Origin of the sequence: Blautia sp. MSK18_10, assembly GCF_020553185.1 — a bacterium.
Taxonomy (GTDB): Bacteria; Bacillota; Clostridia; order Lachnospirales; family Lachnospiraceae; genus Blautia_A; species Blautia_A wexlerae.
On record NZ_JAJCGT010000033.1, the window covers coordinates 12,367 to 33,631 of the forward strand.

Here is a 21,265-nt window from a genome sequence, read left to right on the forward strand (position 1 = left end):
GGGTGTAGCCACCAAATATACTATTCGTTTTCTGATTCGGCAAGTTTGTTAAGGATCCACGCCCTATTGATAACTATTTCATCATCATCGCGGAGATCCTTGAAATCATCGTAGTGTGAAGAAGCAAATTCATACATATTGTCAATGTCAACTGCACCAGTAATCTCACCCTTATTAATGATTACAAGAATATTTGTTCCGTCGTTGTCGACAGCAAAGCGCAGTTCATCAAATTCTTTATATCAAAGATTGGCTGGAAGATACGATTGCAGAACAAAAAGAAGTTTCGGAAATGGACGATGTAGAAGAAATCATTTCGAAGATATCAGAAGAAAGTCCTTGCAAACGGCGTCCAACACAAAAGCGAACCTGGATGACCGTGCCGGAAATGGGAAAGCTGCTGGGATTAAAAAAGACAGATCAATACTGGCTGGTGCATAAAAATGTTTTTGAATCTAAAGAGATTGCCGGAAAGATACGAATCAATATTGCCAGCTTTGAAAAATGGTACGCCAATCAGATTAAATATCATAAAGTTACCGGAGAAGAACCGGGGAAAGAATTGAAATCCTGGTCCTATTCCGTTAAGGAAGTCGCGGATCTGTTAGGTGTTGATGATTATCTTGTTTATGAATTACTCAAGAAAAATCAAATGGAAGCGGTTATTGTCGATTACTGGAAACGAATACCAAAAGAATCTTTTCAAAACTGGTATAAAAGCCAGTCCCGGTATCGAACAAAGGAAGACAGAGAAAAAGACGCTCTTCTGGAAGATGCAACAATTACGATGCCTGAGATGGCACAGCTGCTTGGAACAACCAGAAGTGCAGTATATACAATTCTTGATAATCCAAAGTATAGTCATTTTTTGAATTCATTGTGATTGCAGAAAAGAAAAGGATCACAAAAGAGAGTTTTCAAAAATTCCTGGAAGGTCAGGATTGGTATAAGCTGGATGTCTTCATCAACAAAGAATCACAGCGTATAAGAAAAGAATCGTTGAATGCATTGGATGAAGTCGATCCGGAACTTCTGGCAAAAGTATTGGCTAATCCAGAGATGCGGGCATTACTCAATTCGTTGGCGAAGACGATGAAGTAATGAATTTTATATCCCAATGAGTATATTTATTGTGCATATGGAGAATCTATCTCCATCAAATCTATTGAAATCTCCATCATTTAGCATTAAAATGATGGAGATAAATTCAAAATGAAGGAGATTTCAATGAGAAATTTTGATTATATTACAAATCCTGCGAAGTTGCTGACACCTGAAATTGTTCAGATGGTTGGCAGTATTCATGAGCATAAAGGTAAACAGGAATTATTTCTGGAAGCAAACATAGATGAACTGAAAACACTTCTGGAAGTTGCTTTAATTCAAAGTACGGGAGCATCTAACCGAATTGAAGGTATATTTACAAGTGATAAACGTTTGGAAGAACTGGTAAGTCAGAAAGCAGAGCCACGTAATCGGTCTGAACAGGAAATTGCCGGCTACCGTGAAGTGCTGGCTACGATTCACGAAAGTTATGAATATATCACTCCAAGACCAAACATTATTTTACAGTTACATCGTGATTTATATTCTTATTCCCAAGGAAACATCGGTGGTACCTATAAGAATTCAGACAATGTAATTGCAGAAACCGATGCCGAGGGACACCAGAAAGCTCGTTTTATTCCCGTTCCAGCTTTTCAGACTGCAGAAGCAATAGACGAACTTTGCGCTCGTTTCCTTGAAGCATGGGAAGCTGACCGCATTGATAAACTGGTTTTGATTCCTATGTTCATTCTGGACTTTCTGTGCATCCATCCTTTCAATGACGGAAATGGTAGGATGAGCCGTTTGCTCACTTTACTGCTTTTTTATAAGGCGGGATATATCGTTGGAAAATATGTCAGTATGGAAATGCTGATTGAAAAGACAAAAGAAACATATTATGAAGCCCTTCAAGCAAGTTCTACTGGCTGGTATGAGGGCGAAAACAGCTATGAGCCTTTTGTTAAGTATTATTTAGGTATTATGCTGAAAGCATACAATGAATTTGAAAGCCGTGTAGAACATTTGAAGTACCATAATCTTTCCAAGCCGGATAGAATTAAGGCGGTGATTGATAATAAGGTTGGTAAGATAACGAAGAAGGAAATTGTGGAACTATGCCCTGACATAAGTAAGGTTACCGTGGAAAGAACACTGACAGATTTAGTTAAGAGTGGGTATATCGCAAAGGTCGGTGCAGGTCCATCCACCGGTTATGTCCGTATTTGAAAAATTATTTTCAGATTTCCATAATAATAATATTACTACTTTGAATTAACCAATTTGCCAGTCAAAAACGCATGGACAAACCGTCTCGTATGCGGTATATTATTTATAGACAAGAAAATATCTTGTGCTTTCGATAGGAAGTTTAATTGAATAATTGCGCGTCGCATTCTCGTTACTTAGTGATGAGTTAGACGCGCAAATTTTTTACCCAAAGGAAAACATATGTTTATTTTTAGCGCTATATGTGCTAAAATATAGCCATGGGTAGTAGAAAAAACAACAGAATCTGAGAAAAGAGTTATCAGGGAAAAATAAAAATGCAGATAATATCCAGTTATGGTGTAGAATTACGAAAACAGAATATCCCGATCTGCCAGACACTGGAGATCTATCGTTTTGCTGTCAGCTATCTGATTGGGATTTATGTGCAGGTATGGGAAGAATTAGCAGAAATCCCGGATGCAAAGAGGCGTTTTAATGCTGCAGAACATCTGGTACATACTACGAAGAAAAACCATGCCTGTTTTGATTTTGATATCCGGTTCCCAAAGATGCCTTCCTATCTGCGCAGATCTGCCATCCAGCATGCACTGGGGACAGTATCCTCTTATAAAACACGGCTGGATCTATGGGAAAAGACCGACGGAAAGAGCGGGAAACCAAAGCTTGTATATGAAAATCACGCCATGCCGGTCTTCTACCGTGATGTCATGTATCGTGAAGGCGCGGAAGGGAAAGACGAAGCATACCTGAAACTCTATGACGGTCATGACTGGAAATGGTCCTGTGTACGTCTGGATCATACGGATATGGAATATCTGAGAAAATGCTGGTCAGGGAAAAAGGCATCTGCCCCGACTCTGGAAAAGAGACACCAGAAGTATTTTTTGCGTTTTTCCTATAAAGAGGAAGTAACACTTACCAAAACACCTGTGAAAGAACAGATTATCTGCAGCGTGGACTTAGGGATTAATACCGATGCAGTCTGTACTATCATGCGGGCAGACGGAACTGTCCTGGGAAGAAGATTCATAGATCATCCCAGTTACCGCACACTGGGACGGATCCGCAGATTCCAGAGGGAACATGGCTCTGCGCAGACACAGGGAAGATGGGCATATACGAAACGTCTGAACACAGAACTGGGTAAAAAGACTGCAGGTGCGATTGTAAGATATGCGGAAGAAAACCATGCAGATGTGATCGTGTTCGAGTATCTGGAGATGCAGGGGAAGATATCGGGAAAGAAAAAACAGAAACTGCACCTGTGGAGAAAAAGAGATATCCAGAAGTGTTGTGAACATCAGGCACACAGGAAAGGGATGCGGGTATCCAGAATCTGCGCATGGAATACCAGCAGATTGGCTTATGATGGTTCCGGGACGGTAACACGTGACCGGGAAAATTACAGCCTCTGTACTTTCCAGACAGGAAAACGATATAATTGTGACCTGTCAGCATCCTATAATATAGGGGCGAGATATTTTATAAGGGAACTTTTAAAACCCCTTCCGGCAACGGAAAGGTCTTTACTGGAGGCAAAAGTCCCTCCTCTAAAGCGTAGAACCTCATGCGTCTATGCAGATCTGAGGAAACTCCATTCAGAAATGGAACGTTTAAAAGCAGCATAGATACAGGCAGATATACAGCGGACTACCTGTAATGTGGGAACCTGCCATATCTGGCATGGGAAATGCGCATAACTGCGTACCTAAGTTACAGGCGTATCCACCGATATTCAGTCGGACGCCTAAAGCGTCTGGAAGCATGTGACTTCAGTCATGTGAGGTTCACCCATAAAGCTTTGGGGCGGAAGCACAATTCAGGACTGTGGTGACTCCTAACGTGGATCCGATCACATTTTTTAATAAGGCCAATGAGTTGATGGTAAAGAATTCTCCGGCAGCTGCGGATAAGGAAATGCTTGAAAAAATAGCAGTTGTGAATATAGGTCCTGGTATGGAATTTGACACTTCTGTTCTTACCGGTGATGTTGCAGAAAACTGGAAGACAATGCTGACAGAAATTCGGTTAAAGCTTATCAAAGAGGGCCAGAAATTCTCAAAAAGCTTGGTCAGTGGGACTATTTTGGTGAACCGATCGGAGATTTCAATACAGAAGATGCTTATCGTGCACTGGTAGCTCTTGCAGGGCTTGGTCCAATACAGTTGAAGCTGCGCTGTATCCAAAGATAGAGCAGGATGCGGATGGAAATACTCTTCTTAACTTCCTGTAAAATTAACTCTCGATTCAAAAGAATGGCTTATTTATGCGGTTTATTCAAGATATGTAGTTAATAATATGAGAATTAATTACCTCTCGAGAGTTAACTTATAAAACAGCCACAAATCCATTGAGGTCAGAGTTCCTTATCGTGGAGCGACGACCTCAGTTTTTTTATAACCGTAAATTAACAAGGAAGATATTTGCAGATGGACGGATATTGGATTCAGGTCTAAAAAAGAACTTTTCTCATACAGGTATATGATTTATAATCATAATAAAAGGAAGATACTATAGTAATTCTTGTAAATAATGTATATTGATTCAGCTCATCAGAACATGAAATCCTGTTGAACTGTCTTAAATGCATTAATTAAGAGGATTGTTAAACAGTGGCAACCGATGTTTCACGTGAAAACGAAAAGGATGGGATGATTATGAAAAATTACTCAGAAGATGTAAACAGACAGTATCATATTCAAGTGGCAAAAGGTGAAGTGGGCCGTTATGTGATCCTTCCGGGAGATCCGAAAAGATGTGTAAAGATTGCACAGTATTTTGATAATCCTGTGCTGATCGCAGACAACAGGGAATATATCACTTATACAGGAACACTGGATGGAGTGAAGGTCAGTGTAACGTCAACCGGTATTGGTGGCCCATCAGCGTCCATTGCAATGGAAGAGCTGTATCGCTGCGGAGCGGATACTTTTGTCAGAATCGGAACCTGTGGTGGAATGCAGACGGAAATAAAAAGTGGAGACATTGTGATTGCAACAGCAGCAGTACGTATGGAAGGAACAAGCAGAGAATATGCGCCAATTGAATATCCGGCAGTGGCAAATCTGGATGTGACCAATGCTCTTGTTGAAGCTGCGAATGAGAAAGGATTTATATATCATACAGGTGTGGTACAGTCCAAAGATTCTTTCTATGGACAGCATGAGCCGGAAGCAATGCCGGCAGGTTATGAGTTGATCAATAAATGGGAAGCCTGGAAACGAATGGGATGTCTTGCTTCTGAAATGGAATCCGCAGCACTTTTCATCGTAGCCGGTAAACTCAGGGCGAGGATGGGTTCCTGTCTGTTGGTATTGGCAAATCAGGAGAGAGAGAAGCTGGGTCTTGAGAATCCGGTTGTACATGACACAGATATGGCAATCCGGGTAGCTGTAGAGGCAATCCGCAGAATGATTAAAGAAGATCAGGGACAAGTTCTGTAAGGACGGAGGTGACAGATAATGCAGAATCTGGAAAAATCAATGATCAGCAAACTGATTGAGACTGCAATGGAACAGCTCAAATTTTCTTATACACCCTATTCAAATTTTAAGGTTGGTGCATCATTGCTTACAAAAAACGGACAGATTTATACAGGGTGTAACATTGAAAATGCAGCATATACACCTACGAACTGTGCAGAACGAACTGCAATTTTCAAAGCAGTGAGCGAAGGCGTCAGGGAGTTTGACACAATTTGTATTGTGGGTGGAAAAGATGGGATTTTGACAGAGTATACAGCTCCCTGTGGTGTCTGCCGTCAGGTAATGATGGAGTTCTGTGATCCGGAGACATTTCGGATTATTCTGGCAATAGATAAAGAGTATTATGATATCTACACGCTGAAGGATTTGCTACCGCTGGGATTTGGACTACGAAATCTGATAAATTCCCGAGAAATATAAGGTAAACGCCCATCATTGCAAGTGATTTTTAATTGCGAAAAGTAAAAAAAGTGAATGACCAATAAAAGGGGACAGGAAAAGGTCAGCGATTAATAAAATGTAAGAGAAGGAGTAAACATAAATGAAAAATTACGACAGAATTTTTGTAATTGTACTTGATTCTCTGGGGATCGGGGCAATGCCGGATTCAGCAAAATTTGGTGACATCGGGGTGGATACTTTTGGACATATTCTTGAGAAAATGGGTTCTCTGGAGATTCCAAATCTTAGAAAACTGGGAATGCTGAATCTTCATCCGGCAGGAAAAATGGCGGGTGTTGAGAATCCCAAGGGGCGATATACGCATCTGGGTGAAGCTAGCAATGGAAAAGATACCATGACCGGACACTGGGAGATGATGGGAATCAAAACAGAAAAACCATTTAAAACCTTTACAGAAACAGGGTTCCCGCCGGAATTGATCGCAGAACTGGAGAAAAGATGCGGAAAAAGAGTGATAGGAAACAAGAGCGCAAGCGGAACGGAGATTATTGAGGAACTGGGCGAAGAGGAGATTCAGACGGGTGCAATGATTGTTTATACTTCAGCAGATTCTGTTCTTCAGATCTGCGGAAATGAAGAAACTTTTGATCTTCAGAATCTGTACCGCTGCTGTGAAATTGCAAGAGAAATTACCATGAAGGATGAATGGAGAGTTGGCAGAGTTATTGCAAGACCGTACATTGGTAAGAAAAAAGGTGAATTTAAACGTACCAGTAACCGTCATGATTATGCATTGAAACCCACCGGACTTACCACGTTAAACGTGTTGAAAGATCATGGATTTGATGTGATCGGTGTTGGAAAGATTCATGATATTTTTTGCGGAGAAGGCATTACAGAAACTCATCATTCAGACAGCTCTGTACATGGAATGGAGCAGACAATTGAAATCTGCAAGAGAGATTTCAGAGGGTTATGTTTTGTTAATCTTGTAGATTTTGATGCATTATGGGGACACAGAAGAAATGTGGAAGGTTACGGAAAAGAGATTGAGAAATTTGACAAAAATCTGGGTGTGTTGTTAGAAGAAATGAGAGAGAATGATCTGCTTATTCTCACTGCAGATCATGGAAATGATCCGACTTATACAGGAACTGACCATACAAGAGAATATGTACCATTTATTGCGTACTCAAAGAGAATGAAAAATGGCGGTGCGATAAAAGACGAAGATACTTTTGCTGTGATCGGCGCTTCTGTGGCGGAGAATTTTGGAGTGCCAATGCCTGAGGGAACAATTGGACATTCTGTTTTAAAAGAGTTAATGTAATAACGATTGTAAAAAAAGACAGGAATATTGAAAACAGGCGTTTTCAATCTCCTGTCTTTTGTGCTAAAATAGGAAAAGAATTTATCTGACTAAATCGTTAAAGAGGGACAAGTGATAAATTGTAAAAAGATAAAATGATATAGAAAGGAAACAGTTTTTATGGAAACAGGAACAATTTTTAAATTTCATAATGACCTGGATACAGACCAGATCATAGCATCACAGTATCTGTTACTTCCTAATCTGGATGAGATGAAAGGTCATGCATTTGAATCTCTGGATCCGGATTTTTCAAAGAAAGTAAAACCGGGAGATTTCGTGGTAGGTGGAGAAAACTTTGGATGTGGTTCTTCCAGAGAGCAGGCGCCTGGTGTTCTGAAAGCGTTGGGAGTACAGGCAGTTGTAGCAAAATCTTTTGCACGAATCTTTTACAGAAACTCTATTAATATTGGTTTGCCGGTAATTGTCTGCAAAGATCTTCCGGACGAAGTAAATACCGGAGATAAGATGGTTCTTCATATGTCAGAGGGAACAGTTGAAGCTAACGGAAAAACATATTCCTGTACAAAGCTTCCGGAATATATGCAGAATATTTTGAATCAGGGTGGTCTGATCGCATCTCTGAACAAGGAGGAGAAGTAAAATGGGAATGACAATTGCAGAAAAGATTATTGCTGCGGCAGCAGGTGTTGACAGCGTAAAACCGGGAGATATCCATACAGTTAAACTCGATCGTCTCATGAGTAATGATGGAACCACACATCTTACGGTTGATATGTATAACAATAAATTGAAAAATCCGCACATTGCAGATACAAGCAAGCTGGTGTTTATCGTGGATCATAATGTACCATCTGATAGCCCGAAAACAGCAGCATCTCAGAAGAAGATGCGAGATTTTGCAAAAGAACATAACATTGATTTCTGGGAAGGAAAAGGTGTCTGCCATCAGGTTATGATCGAGAATTATGTCCGTCCGGGTGAACTGATCTTTGGTGCAGACAGCCATACCTGTTCATACGGTGCATTAGGTGCATTTGGAACAGGCGTAGGATGTACAGATTTCCTTTATGGTATGGTAACAGGTACTTCATGGGTACTGGTTCCTGAGAGCGTAAAATTTAATCTGACAGGTAAACTTCCGGAAGGAGTTTACGCAAGAGATCTGATTCTTACAATCATTGGGGAAATCGGAGCAAATGGATGTAACTATCAGGCAATGGAATTTACAGGCGAGGGTGCGAAAACACTCAGTATCAGTGATCGTATGGCGCTTTGCAACATGGCAGTAGAAGCCGGTGCAAAGACAGGTATCTTTGAAGCAGATGAGAAAGCTATTGAATATCTGAAAGAACATGGACGTGAGCCAAAGGCTGTATATCACAGTGATCCGGATGCAGTTTATGCGAGAGAATATACATTTGATTTATCAAAAGTCCGTCCTGTAGTTGCGAAACCTGATTTTGTAGACAATGTTGTGCCAGCAGAAGAAGCCTGCGGAATTGAAATCAATGAAGCATTTCTGGGATCCTGTAACAACGGACGTATTGAAGATCTGCGTGTCGGTGCAGAAATCATCAAGGGCAAGAAGGTTGCTGAGGGCGTCAGATTTCTCGTTGTGCCTGCAAGCCAGACTATTTACCGCCAGGCATTAAAAGAGGGGCTTATTGACACGTTTATGGAGGCTGGAGCCATTGTTATGAATCCGAACTGCAGTGTATGCTGGGGAAGCTGTCAGGGTGTGATCGGTGAGAACGAAGTTCTGATCAGTACAGGAACACGTAATTTCAAAGGTCGTGCAGGACACCCAAGCTCCAAAGTATATCTGGGATCAGCAGCTACTGTTACAGCATCTGCCATTACAGGAAAGATTGCGCTGGCAAGTGAGGTGTGATGCTAATTATAAATGTTTCACGTGAAACATTTAACCGAATCAAGTAAATTTCCTGCTAAGGTCGCGAAAAGCAATAGACAGCAGGTGGAGATTTGTTTGTATCAGGAGGAGAGCAAGCTCATCCTGATAAACTGCGGAGTAGTTATTCGGTATGGTATATCACAATTCGTTTGAATGAATTTTAACTTGTGACTGTGAAAGTACTGAACAGTTACAAGTGAAGATAGAAGATAAGAGGTAAGATTATGGAAAAATTCACAGGAAAAGTGTGGGTTCTGGATGATGACATTGATACAGATATTATTATTCCAACAGAATATCTCGCACTGAAAACAATCGACGATATGAAACAGTACGGATTCAGTCCTCTGCGTCCGGAACTGGCAGGACAGATTCAGAAAGGCGACATTATTGTTGCAGGAAAGAACTTTGGATGTGGTTCTTCCAGAGAACAGGCACCGGAAATTATCAAAGCACTGGGAATTCAGTGTGTAATTGCCAAATCTTTTGCGAGAATTTTCTTCAGAAATTCTATTAATAATGGTCTGTTACTGATCGAGCAGCCAGATCTTCATGATGATATCAAAGAAGGTGATGAAGTCACTGTGGTAATGAATGAACATGTAGATTACAATGGAAAACAGTACCCGATTGCTTCTCTTCCGGAAAATCTGATGAGCATTATTCAGGCTGGCGGACTTGTAAAAGCCATGCGCAAACTGAATGGGCTGGATTGATTTGGAAAGGAGAGGAAAATGGGCGAGACAGTTATTGAGAAAATTATAAGAAACAATGTTGGAAAAACAGTAAAGCCTGGAGACATTGTAACGGTCAATGTAGACAGGGTTATGATTCATGATATATTTATTCCATTTGTAGCAGAAAAGTTTGAAGAAATGGGCTTTACGAAGCTCTGGGATCCAGATAAAGCAGTACTCATATATGACCATCTGGTTCCTGCAAGTCAGTTAGATGATACCAGACATTTCCATGCGGGAGATGCTTTTGCCAGGAAATATGGCATGAAAAATGTTCACAGAAGTGATGGAATCTGCCACCAGTTAATGACAGAGGCAGGTTATGTAAAACCGGGAAATATTGTATTTGGTACAGACAGCCATACCACTACCTACGGATGTGTAGGCGCTTTCTCTTCCGGTATCGGATATACAGAGATGGCAAGTATTCTGGGAACAGGAACTATGTGGATCAAAGTTCCTGAGACAATTAAGGTTGTGATCGAGGGAGAACTTCCGGAAAATGTTATGTCCAAAGATATCATCCTGCGTCTGATCGGTGATCTGGGAGCTGATGGAGCAACATACAGAGCACTTGAATTTACCGGCAGTACAGTAAAGAATATGACAGTAGCAAGCCGCATGACTATGGCAAATATGGCGATTGAGGCAGGGGCAAAATGTGCGCTGTTTACACCGGATGAAAAAACTGCAGAATATTGTGACATAGAGTTAAATGAGTTCCAGAAGAGCCTTACAGGAGATGAAGATGCAACCTATATGAAAACAATCACTTATCGCGCAGAGGATTTTGTACCGGTTATGGCATGTCCGTCTCAGGTAGATAAGATTAAAAATGTAAGTGAGCTTGAAGGAACAGAAATAGATCAGGTATTTATCGGTTCCTGTACAAATGGCCGTCTGGAGGATCTCAGAGCTGCAGCAGAGGTGTTAAAGGGCAAAAAGGTAGCAGATTACGTTAAATTGATTGTAACTCCTGCAAGTCGTAAAATATACTGTCAGGCAATTGCAGAGGGAATTATGGATACTCTGGCAGAAGCAGGTGCAATGATCACACATCCCGGATGTGGATTATGCTGTGGACGTGCAGGAGGTATCCTTACCGACGGTGAACGTGTAGTAGCTACAAATAACAGAAATTTCCTTGGTCGAATGGGAACATCTAAGGTAGAGATTTACCTTGCATCACCAAAAACAGCAGCAGCGTGTGCAATTGCTGGTAAAATTGTAAATCCAGAGAAATAAAACGTACAATAAAATCAATGCGATATAAAATGTACAGATGAGCAACGAAACTACAGAATAACAAAAGAATAAAATTAACGGATAAGTCCACTGCATTATTTATAAAAGGAGTAAGCAGTGGACTTATTTTTTGTCAGAGAACGACACTATGATATGTTTCATATCACATAATAAATTATCTGACGGGATAATGGGATAATAAGGAAAGAAAAGGCGTGGAAAAGCCTGTAAATTTGATTGCATAGAAAAAGTTTCTCAGACAGAATTGTCCAGTGTGAGTCTGATCTCCGACGAAAACATGTGCTTTTTGAACTTAAAATTGAACATATATTGAACTAAAATAAGAAAAGTTAAATTCTGGTTCAATGCATAGTTCAAAATATAAATTAAACTAATTGAACCAGCGTAATAAAAACAATTAACATGTTCAATATGGTTCAATTAATAATGAACTGCAAAATAAACTAAAAGTTGAACATTGCTGATGAAATTGAAAATAATAAAATTTACCGTTGAATTATTAGTTCAATTATAGTATAATAGCAAAGAAAAAAACTTGAAAAAGCTGATAAAATGCGGGATTTAAAAATGAACAGAACATATATTCGCGTATGATACTGAAAGAAATACATTTGAACTTAATTAATGTTTGGATGCCTGTATGTATTTTGATTCCCGTATAAACAATATAATATATTTGTTCTTTCTATAACATATATGCGAAAGAATTAAGAAATATAACAATAACCATTGATTATAACAATATAATTTGTTTTTTACAGAGAACGGAGATAGTATTTATGAATAATATATTTGCTGAACGATTAAAAAAAGCAATGGAACAGAAGAATATGAAGCAGATCGACCTTGTAAAAAAGGCGGCAGAGCAGGGCGTGAAACTTGGAAAGAGTCATGTGAGCCAGTATCTGAGTGGAAAAACAACTCCCAGATCAGAAATTCTTAATTTTCTGGCGACAACATTAGGAGTAGAAACTGAATGGCTGAAAGGAACCGATGTATCTGTAGACACTTTAAAGAAAGAGACAAATGAGGCAGGATTTCAAATGGAAAATATGAAATTTGATTACAATTATAATAATATGAAAGAAAATGACAGAGAGGCAGTTGAGGAAGCACAGGTTCGTGAATTTAAAAAATCGTCTAAGCTGAATAATGTGTTATATGATGTAAGAGGGCCGGTTGTAGAAGAAGCTGCACGTATGGAAAATGCAGGAACTCAGGTTTTGAAACTTAATATCGGAAATCCGGCACCGTTTGGATTCAGAACACCGGATGAAGTGATTTATGATATGAGACAGCAGTTGACAGAGTGTGAGGGATATTCCCCTGCAAAAGGTTTATTTTCTGCCAGAAAAGCAATTATGCAGTATGCACAATTGAAAAAGCTCCCTAATGTATCTATTGAAGATATTTATACGGGAAATGGCGTCAGTGAACTGATTAATCTCAGTATGTCAGCTCTGTTAGATAATGGAGATGAGATTTTGATTCCATCTCCAGATTATCCGTTGTGGACAGCATGTGCAACTTTAGCTGGTGGAAAAGCAGTACATTATATTTGTGATGAACAGGCAGAATGGTATCCGGATATGGATGATATCAGAAAGAAAATTACTAGCAGAACAAAAGCAATCGTTATTATAAATCCGAATAATCCGACTGGTGCGTTGTATCCGAGAGAAGTATTACAACAGATAGTAGATATTGCCAGAGAACATCATCTGATCATTTTCTCTGATGAAATCTATGACCGTCTTGTAATGGACGGAGCAGAACATATTTCCATTGCTTCAATGGCTCCGGATTTATTCTGTGTAACGTTCAGCGGTTTATCCAAATCACATATGATCGCGGGCTTTAGAATCGGATGGATGATTCTCAGTGGCAATAAGGCAGTTGCAAAAGATTATATAGAAGGAATCAAGATGCTTTCTAATATGAGACTTTGTTCTAATGTACCGGCGCAGTCAATTGTTCAGACTGCATTGGGCGGACATCAGAGTGTGGAGAGTTATATTGTTCCTGGTGGACGTATTTATGAGCAGAGAGAATTTATTTATAATGCGCTGACAGATATTCCGGGAATTACCGCTGTGAAACCGAAAGCTGCATTTTATATGTTCCCTAAGATTGATACAAAGAAATTTAATATCGTAAATGATGAGAAATTTGCATTAGATTTATTAAAAGAGAAGAAGATTCTGCTTGTACATGGCGGTGGATTTAACTGGCATCAGCCGGATCACTTCAGAGTGGTTTATTTACCAAGAATAGAAGTATTAAAAGAAGCAGCCGGCAAAATCAGAGATTTTCTGGAATATTACCAGCAGGAAATATAATCTGTCAGTGAGAAATGGGTACTATGTTTCACGTGAAACATAGTACCCATTTCCTGATATTATAAATACTTTTGGTCAAACGGATAAAATCATCCATTTTGCTACGCAGCTCTACATCGAATAACTGCTTCGCAGTTTATCAGAAGGAGTTTACATTTCTCCTGATACAAGCAAGTCCTCACCCATTGTTTATTGCTTTTCGCAACCTTCGCAGGGGACTTAATTGATTCGGTTAAATTGTGGAATTACTATAGGAAGACAATATGTTTGTTTCACGTGAAACATAATGTGCTGACAAGATTGTCCAAGAATCGTTACTGTTCACTGGTAATATCCCGTGAGGTGTTTTTTGTGAGCGAAGGTCACAGAAAACCCAAGACATACCGCGCGAATTTATGCGATTAGCATAAATTAAGTTTGCGAAGCAAACGATACTCCTTGGGCATTGCACAAGGAGGTTCATATTTCCTGCATCGCGAAGCGTGTTGCTGAGAACGGAGTGAACAATAACCAAGAATCAAATAGTGACAAAATTTTATAAAAAATTAAGTGGTGAATAACTATCAGATGTGATAAACTATGTTTAATGCGTTATTTGCGAAATAGTTATTATTCTGATAACAGTAAATGAGGTTAGGTTTAAAAGTATTTTGCCCCTGATATCATCAAATGATGCTGTGATATAAATTTCTGGAGGTATGACGAAAAATGGAAAATGAGGAAAAAAACCAGACAGAACAGTCAGACAAAAGCAGGTCTGTGTGGAGGGAGTTGTGGGACTATGCAAAGATTATCATTGCAGTCTTTGTTATAGCGTTTCTGTTGGGACACTTTGTATATATTAATGCACGAGTGCCGTCAGGTTCTATGGAAGAAACAATTATGACAGGTGACAGAGTATTTGGAAATCGTCTGGCATATATAAAAGATGATCCGGAAAGATTTGATATTGTAATATTTAAATATCCGGATGATCCATCTCAGCTTTTTGTAAAACGAGTAATTGGTCTTCCGGGAGAAACAGTAAACATTGTAGATGGAAAAGTGTATATCAATGATTCCGAAGAACCGCTGGATGACAGCTTTTGTCCGGAAACACCGGAAGGAAGCTTTGGACCGTATACAGTTCCGGAGGGATGTTATTTCATGTTAGGAGATAACAGAAACCACAGTATGGATTCCAGATACTGGCAAAATCCGTTTGTAGAGGAAGATGCAATAGAGGCAGAAGTAGCAGTTCGTTACTGGCCGTTAAATAAGATAGGAACTGTAAAATAATCGTGACGGTTCCATATTTTCAAAAGTCAAGCGGATAAAATCATCCGCTTCGCTACGCAGCTCTACACCGAATAACTGCTTCGCAGTTTGGAAATTTTATAAAAGACTGTTAAAATCAGGAAAATCACATATTAGTGTCCTGATTTTGACAGTCTTTTGTTGTCTGTGGATTTTTCAAATGTTATACTGTAAGACAGGAGGAAAATGAAGAAAATGGAATACTGGATAGTTACAACAATTTCGTAAAATGTAAAAAGAGAAAGGAAGACGAATATGAAAAGATGGAAAAAGTTTATAGCAATGGGACTGGCGGTATCTATGATAGTTCCGTCTTGTATACCGCAGACATTGTGGGCTTCAGAGTTTTCGGCAGGAAGTGTTGAATCAGCAGCAGATGTTTTTGAAGATGGTGCCGGATATGAGACAGGAAGTGAGTCAGGAAATAAAATATCTGATGAGAATAACAGTGGAGATGAGTTTGGAACAGGAGAGTTAAAAGATCAGGAACCGGAACAGTCGGAGACAGAAGATTCAGTAAATGCCGGACAGAGTGCGGAAGGTTATAACATTCTGCTTTACAGTGATGGTAAACTGGAAAAAACATATGTGATACCCTATGCAGATGCGGATACTGCTAAAGTACCGGAAGCACTGAAGGGAAAGACAGGTTACATTTTTAAAGAGTGGAATACGAAAGAAGATGGAACCGGTGAAACTTATAAACCGGGAGATTCTATTAAGAAACTTCTTGAAACAGCAGATATGGCAAAGCAGGCTCAGGAAACCAGTGAGAGGACAGAAGCCGGAGAAGAAATAAAACCAGAAAAAGATGTGATGCAGGAAGAAAATGATGTGGCACAGACGGACAGCGCATCATGGGAAGAAAAAACTGATAAGGCAGAAATGCAGATATCAGACACAGAAAATGATGGAACAAGCCCGGATATATCTACAGATAAGGCTATTGCAGCAGGAGATACAACAGCAATAACCCTGTATGCAATCTGGGAGAAAGCATCCGAATATAAAATCACATATAAACTTAATAAAGGAAAAAATAATACTGCTAATCCCAAAACTTATACTTCAGAAGATGAGATTAAATTTAAAAAGCCGACGCGTTCCGGATATCATTTTGTGGGATGGTATACAGACAGTAAGTATAAAAATCAGATAAGTGTGATTGAAAAGGGTTCAGAAGGTTCCCTTACTTTATATGCAAAATGGACAAAGGAAATCAGTCCTTCGGCGAAAGCTGCATCACTGGATTATGTAAAAGGAACAAAGGTGAATACCATCACTGTATCCGCAACTGTTTCAAATTATGTGAAAAGTTCGGATGGTTATTACTATCTGGTGTATGTAGATTCTAATTCCGGTAAAGTGAAAAAAACGGTGGGTAAAGTAAAGAAGCCGGAGAAGGCAAAAGGGAAGATTACATTTAAGCTGAACATTTCCGGACATCCGGAATATGCACAGGGAAAATTTGCCATAGGGATAAAAAAATCTAAATCTGCGTATAGTGTGATCAGTCCGAAAAGCTATGTCAGCAATCCGGAGAAACTCAGTACAAATACAGCAGCATATTTTGTTCCGGGGACCAAAAAAGGAATTCAGGCTACAGATATCAACGAGCTGACAGATACAAAATCCAAAACAGTATTTTTTAACTTATATATTTCAGACCTGATGCGAAAAGACAGTGGTGTGGAAACATATAAATATAATGGGAAAACATATCATTTTAATGGTCTGTACGGATATGTATATCTTGTTCAGCAATGTAATGCAAAGGGAATCCAGGTGACTGCACAGATCAGTATTGACAGGAATGCCAGTACGCAGAGCTTTATTACGGGAAACAGTCCTTATGCAGAAACAGCTTATTATGGATGGAACACAGATAACAGCACAACTAGACAGACTATGGAAGCAATGTTTGCATATCTGGGAGAGAAGTTTGGAAAAAATAACTGTTATATAAGTAACTGGATCCTGGGAAATGAAGTAAACAGTGCAAGTGGATATTATTATGTAGGGAATGTCAGTTTTTCAAAATTTATCTCCATGTACAGTGAAGCTTTTCGCTGCCTTTACAATGCAGTGAAAAGCAGCCGGGGAAGTTCCAAAGTATTTATCTGTCTGGATAATTGCTGGAATCAGAAAAATGCCTTTACTATCTGCTATAGTGCAAGATCAACTCTGGAAAGCTTTGCGGCGAAGATTTCTGATATGCAGAAAGATGTGAACTGGAATCTGGCATATCATGCATATAATCAGCCGCTTTCAGATTCACAGTTCTGGTCAGGTGCAAATGCATCCATGTTTACCAGTGATGCGAACACCACCACGTTTATCACTATGCGTAATATCCAGACACTTACAGATTATGTGAAAAACAGATTTGGTTCCAATACAAGGATCATTCTTTCGGAACAGGGATTTTCTTCCACTTATGGAGGACAGGCAAATCAGGCAGCAGCAATTGCACTGGCCTATTATAAGGCTGCCTGCAATCCAATGATTGATGCATTTATTATAAGAAGCTATAAAGATGAAGCCCATGAGGTGGCTCAGGGATTGGCAATGGGATTGAAGGATGCCAATGGGAAAAAGAAAACAGCGTATAATGTCTTTAAAAATATGGATAGTTCCAATTCCCTGAAATATACAGAAAAGGTACTAAAAAGTCAGGTTGGAAACTGGAAATCACTGGTTCCGGGATATAGTACCGGAAAAATTTCCTCCATGTATCGAAAGTGATGTAACTGACAGACAGGACTGATTTTAAAAATTGCTGTCATATTGGAAATGTATAAAATTGTCACAAATTAAACACATTTTTCCCACACAAAGAACACAAATCATTCCTATACTTAGAAGCATCAAAAGGAAACAGAGATAAATAAATGACATAGATAAATGACATAGATTCATGGAGGGACTTTATTATGATGAACAAAGATAACAGAAATGATAAAATCAGAAAGATTGCAAAGAAAGGTCTTACATTCAGCTTATGTGCAGTACTTGCAGGAGGACTGGCAGCAGGAAGCTTTGAGGGAGTAAATAAACTTGCAGGATGGAGTGGAGCCACAACGGTAGAAGCTGCTTCAAATAAGGACGAGACAACCCTGACATATGCAAAATCCGAGAAGAAGGATGCAGATGCCAGTGATTCCAAATCAGATACCGGCAAAGATACAGGTAGCACAGCAAAAGGAAGCCTTGATGTGTCTGAAATCGTATCAGAAGCACTTCCATCTATTGTATCTATTACAACCAAGTCAGTTCAGGAGGTACAGAATTACTTCGGAATGTATGGAATGTATGGATATGCGCCACAGCAGCAGGAACAGGAAGTAGAGGGCAGTGGTTCCGGTATTATTGTTGGTAAGAATGATGATGAACTTCTGATTGCTACAAATTATCATGTAGTAGAAGGTGCGGATACATTGTCAGTTGCATTTACAGATGGAAATGCAGTGGAGGCATCCGTAAAGGGATTTGATGAAGAGAGAGATCTTGCAGTTGTATCTGTATCTCTGGATGATGTTGAAGATGATACAATGGACGCCATTTCAATTGCGAATATTGGCAGTTCTGATGATCTGAAGGTAGGCGAGCAGGTAGTTGCAATCGGTAATGCTCTTGGATATGGACAGTCTGTTACAACCGGTATCGTAAGTGCCAAGAACCGCAGAATGGATTCTGACAATAACACAGTAACAGATGGAAGTGATGACAGCAGTGACGGTGTAAACCTGATCCAGACAGATGCGGCTATCAACCCTGGTAACAGTGGCGGTGCTCTTCTGAATATGGAAGGCGAGGTTGTTGGTATCAACTCTGCAAAACTTGCTTCTACTGAAGTAGAAGGTATGGGTTATGCAATTGCAATCTCAGACGTGACTGACATTCTTCAGAATCTGATGAATGAGACATCAAGAGATAAACTGGATGATTCTGAACATGGTGTACTTGGAATCGAAGGTTCTTCTGTAAGTTCTGAGGCAGTTCAGATGTATGGCATTCCGGCAGGAGTTTTTGTAAAAAAAGTAACAGAAGGTGGAGCTGCTGATAAAGCAGGTCTGAAAGCAAACAGCGTTATTACTGAATTTAATGGAAAAGCTGTTTCAAGTATTGATCAGCTGATGGAATATCTTTCCTATTATGAACCAGATGAAGAGGTAGAGCTGACTGTGCAGGTTCCTCATGGAACAAGTTATAAAGAAGAGACTGTTAAAGTAACTCTGGATGAGAATACAGATGCTGATGACAGTGATGATAACGATAAAGACAGTAAGAAATCTAAAAAGGATTCTAAGAAATCCTCAAAAGATGCTGATGAAGATGTAGACGAAGATACAGACAGTGAGGATAGTATGGACTCCGATGATACAGAGGAAAGTGAGAATCCATTTATCCAGTACTTTGAGAATCAGGGATTTTTCAGATAATACCGGCAGAAAATAAAATTATATGATATCCGGATATAAAATCTGTGATAGTGTGTAGTGATGCGGATGATTTCATCTGCCTGATATCAGCACTTTCATATGTGAGAGAATTACATGTGAAAGTGCTTTATTATGCTATGGGAAACCATTCCATAATATTCTTATAGCATAATAAAGCCCTCCGGGCAGGATCACACTGCGGCGGGTTGATTATATTATAGTGGTATGTGAACAGTAACAAAGATTCTAAGGTGCTTTTGTGAAAGAGCACTTGAGAACAGCTATATGGCGTGATATAATAATATCATTGCGAAAACGCAGGTTTAACAGTGCAGATGGGGATAAAGAGGAGAAAAATATGACAGTAAAAGAATGTTATGAACAGATGGGTGCAGATTATGAAGGTGTACTTGGAAGACTGAGAAGTGAGGTTCTTATTAAGAAATTTGCAAAGAAATTTCTGGATGATGGAAGTTTCCGGAGTCTGAAGGATAATCTGGTACAGAAAAATGGGGAAGAAGCTTTTCGTGCAGCTCATACCTTAAAAGGTGTATGCCAGAACCTTGGATTTGATAATCTGTATAAGGCAAGCTTTGATATTACAGAGAAGCTCAGAGGAAGAGATACTGAAGGCTGTGAAGAACTTCTGGCAAGAGTGGAAGAGCAGTACAATAATACAGTAGATGCGATTCATATGATGGAAGACTGATGAAGGCAGCGATTTTTGATGTAGATGGAACGCTGCTGGATTCTATGTCTGTGTGGGAGGATATTGGAGAACGTTATCTTGCGAGTCAGAATATCACAGCAGAGAAAAATCTCCGGGCTGCTCTGCACACTATGAGTCTGGAGCAGGGAGCCGCCTGGATGAAAGAAAAATACCAGTTGGATAAGTCCATTTCACAGATTATAGAAGAGGTTCTGAAAATTGTAAGTGATTTTTACCGATTTGAAGCACCGTTGAAACCAGGAGTGAAGAAAACTCTGGAATGGTTTAAAGAGAGAAATATACAGATGACAGTTGCAACATCTGGAAACCGAGAGCTGACAGAAGCAGCACTTGCGAGAAACGGGATTCTGGATTATTTTGAGCAGATTTACACCTGTACAGAAACAGGTGCAGGAAAAGATGAACCGTTGATCTATCTGAAGGCAGCAGAATCTATGCAGGCAGAACCGAATGAGACACTTGTATTTGAGGATGCGCTTCATGCAGCGGAAACTGCAAAAAAAGCAGGATTTGTGGTTGTTGGTGTCTATGATGAAGAAAACAGGAAGAATATTTCCAAAATGAAAGAAGTCTGCGACTGTTACTGTGACAGGATGGATACGGCGATTGAGAATATATGTTTGACAATATAAAGAAGAGGTTTCGTTAAACTTTGGGGTAACGAAACCTCTTCTTTTTAGTAAGTTATCGGTAAATTAGTACCAATGTGTCATTGGCAGATTATTATTAATTTCTTTGATCATAAGAATCTGGTGAAGATCAATGATTCCGTTATGGAAAGTAGCTGCACATACGGACAGGTAAAGATCCCACACAGGACTATGATATATCTTGAAAGGGAGTTAGCGCCAATGGAAGAATTGTACAAAGACAGAGAAAAAAGTGGTGGAATCTTGTGAAAGGTTGATTATAAAAAACTGGAAGTTTTTGTATAAAAAGTCGTCGTATTAATTGAAATGAACTCTTCAATATACTATAATTGTAGTATAAAATTCAAATGTACTCTGAGAGTATATTTCAAAAGGAAGGGAGGAAACTTCGAGCAA

At 39.5% G+C, this 21,265-nt stretch carries 18 protein-coding genes and 1 pseudogene; 18 read left to right on the forward strand and 1 reads right to left on the reverse strand.

The genetic code is table 11. From position 1 onward, the window contains the following. Positions 1-292 precede the first annotated feature (292 nt). From LI074_RS12605 to LI074_RS12695, 18 genes are all read left to right on the forward strand, one after another. Complete coding sequence (locus LI074_RS12605; protein WP_243152707.1) at positions 293-883, forward strand: helix-turn-helix domain-containing protein; 591 nt, start codon at positions 293-295, stop codon at positions 881-883. Next, entirely contained in the window at positions 880-1,101 is a 222-nt protein-coding gene (locus tag LI074_RS12610) for a hypothetical protein (protein WP_173698303.1), read from the forward strand. Before LI074_RS12605 ends, LI074_RS12610 begins: the two co-directional genes overlap by 4 nt. A 111-nt stretch (positions 1,102-1,212) precedes the next feature. Further along, on the forward strand, positions 1,213-2,274 hold the full coding sequence (locus tag LI074_RS12615; RefSeq protein ID WP_161233809.1) for a Fic family protein: 1,062 nt from the start codon (positions 1,213-1,215) through the stop codon (positions 2,272-2,274). Between the two features lie 317 nt (positions 2,275-2,591). Beyond that, positions 2,592-3,905, forward strand: coding sequence for an IS200/IS605 family accessory protein TnpB-related protein (locus LI074_RS12620; protein WP_173698306.1), 1,314 nt, complete (start codon positions 2,592-2,594; stop codon positions 3,903-3,905). 214 nt (positions 3,906-4,119) lie between these two features. Next, a complete protein-coding gene (locus LI074_RS12625) occupies positions 4,120-4,416 on the forward strand; it encodes a hypothetical protein (protein ID WP_173698305.1) in 297 nt (98 codons plus the stop codon). A 518-nt stretch (positions 4,417-4,934) separates the two neighbouring features. Further along, positions 4,935-5,720 carry a uridine phosphorylase gene (udp, locus tag LI074_RS12630; protein WP_128868202.1) on the forward strand — a complete coding sequence of 262 codons (786 nt, stop codon included), beginning with the start codon at positions 4,935-4,937 and terminating at the stop codon, positions 5,718-5,720. An 18-nt stretch (positions 5,721-5,738) separates the two neighbouring features. Beyond that, complete coding sequence (cdd, locus tag LI074_RS12635) at positions 5,739-6,182, forward strand: cytidine deaminase (protein WP_128868203.1); 444 nt, start codon at positions 5,739-5,741, stop codon at positions 6,180-6,182. 121 nt (positions 6,183-6,303) lie between these two features. Then, positions 6,304-7,494, forward strand: a complete 1,191-nt coding sequence (locus tag LI074_RS12640) for a phosphopentomutase (RefSeq protein ID WP_008708264.1) — start codon at positions 6,304-6,306, stop codon at positions 7,492-7,494. A 159-nt stretch (positions 7,495-7,653) separates the two neighbouring features. Beyond that, positions 7,654-8,136 carry a LeuD/DmdB family oxidoreductase small subunit gene (locus LI074_RS12645; protein WP_008708263.1) on the forward strand — a complete coding sequence of 161 codons (483 nt, stop codon included), beginning with the start codon at positions 7,654-7,656 and terminating at the stop codon, positions 8,134-8,136. A gap of 1 nt (position 8,137) precedes the next feature. After that, positions 8,138-9,388 (forward strand): 3-isopropylmalate dehydratase large subunit, encoded by a 1,251-nt coding sequence (locus tag LI074_RS12650; protein WP_008708262.1) that lies wholly within the window; start codon positions 8,138-8,140, stop codon positions 9,386-9,388. Between the two features lie 245 nt (positions 9,389-9,633). Further along, positions 9,634-10,125: a LeuD/DmdB family oxidoreductase small subunit gene (locus LI074_RS12655; protein WP_022380260.1), complete on the forward strand. Its 492-nt coding sequence runs from the start codon at positions 9,634-9,636 to the stop codon at positions 10,123-10,125. Positions 10,126-10,143: 18 nt separating this feature from the next. Beyond that, a complete protein-coding gene (locus LI074_RS12660; protein WP_055054264.1) occupies positions 10,144-11,391 on the forward strand; it encodes a 3-isopropylmalate dehydratase large subunit in 1,248 nt (415 codons plus the stop codon). A gap of 800 nt (positions 11,392-12,191) precedes the next feature. Continuing rightward, positions 12,192-13,751: an aminotransferase class I/II-fold pyridoxal phosphate-dependent enzyme gene (locus LI074_RS12670; protein WP_082809100.1), complete on the forward strand. Its 1,560-nt coding sequence runs from the start codon at positions 12,192-12,194 to the stop codon at positions 13,749-13,751. 708 nt (positions 13,752-14,459) lie between these two features. Then, complete coding sequence (gene lepB / locus LI074_RS12675) at positions 14,460-15,029, forward strand: signal peptidase I (RefSeq protein ID WP_008708256.1); 570 nt, start codon at positions 14,460-14,462, stop codon at positions 15,027-15,029. Positions 15,030-15,302: 273 nt separating this feature from the next. Next, complete coding sequence (locus tag LI074_RS12680) at positions 15,303-17,792, forward strand: DUF5722 domain-containing protein (RefSeq protein WP_173698304.1); 2,490 nt, start codon at positions 15,303-15,305, stop codon at positions 17,790-17,792. Between the two features lie 188 nt (positions 17,793-17,980). Further along, a complete protein-coding gene (locus tag LI074_RS12685) occupies positions 17,981-19,489 on the forward strand; it encodes a S1C family serine protease (RefSeq protein WP_243868837.1) in 1,509 nt (502 codons plus the stop codon). Between the two features lie 358 nt (positions 19,490-19,847). After that, positions 19,848-20,198, forward strand: a complete 351-nt coding sequence (locus tag LI074_RS12690) for an Hpt domain-containing protein (protein WP_055060706.1) — start codon at positions 19,848-19,850, stop codon at positions 20,196-20,198. After that, positions 20,198-20,851, forward strand: a complete 654-nt coding sequence (locus LI074_RS12695) for an HAD family hydrolase (protein WP_227296163.1) — start codon at positions 20,198-20,200, stop codon at positions 20,849-20,851. The genes LI074_RS12690 and LI074_RS12695 overlap by 1 nt, the downstream gene beginning before the upstream one ends. Before the next feature lie 63 nt (positions 20,852-20,914). Here the strand turns inward: LI074_RS12695 and LI074_RS17970 are convergent. Then, positions 20,915-21,034, reverse strand: a pseudogene (locus LI074_RS17970) (SAM-dependent methyltransferase); the annotation flags it as partial. Positions 21,035-21,265 lie beyond the last annotated feature (231 nt).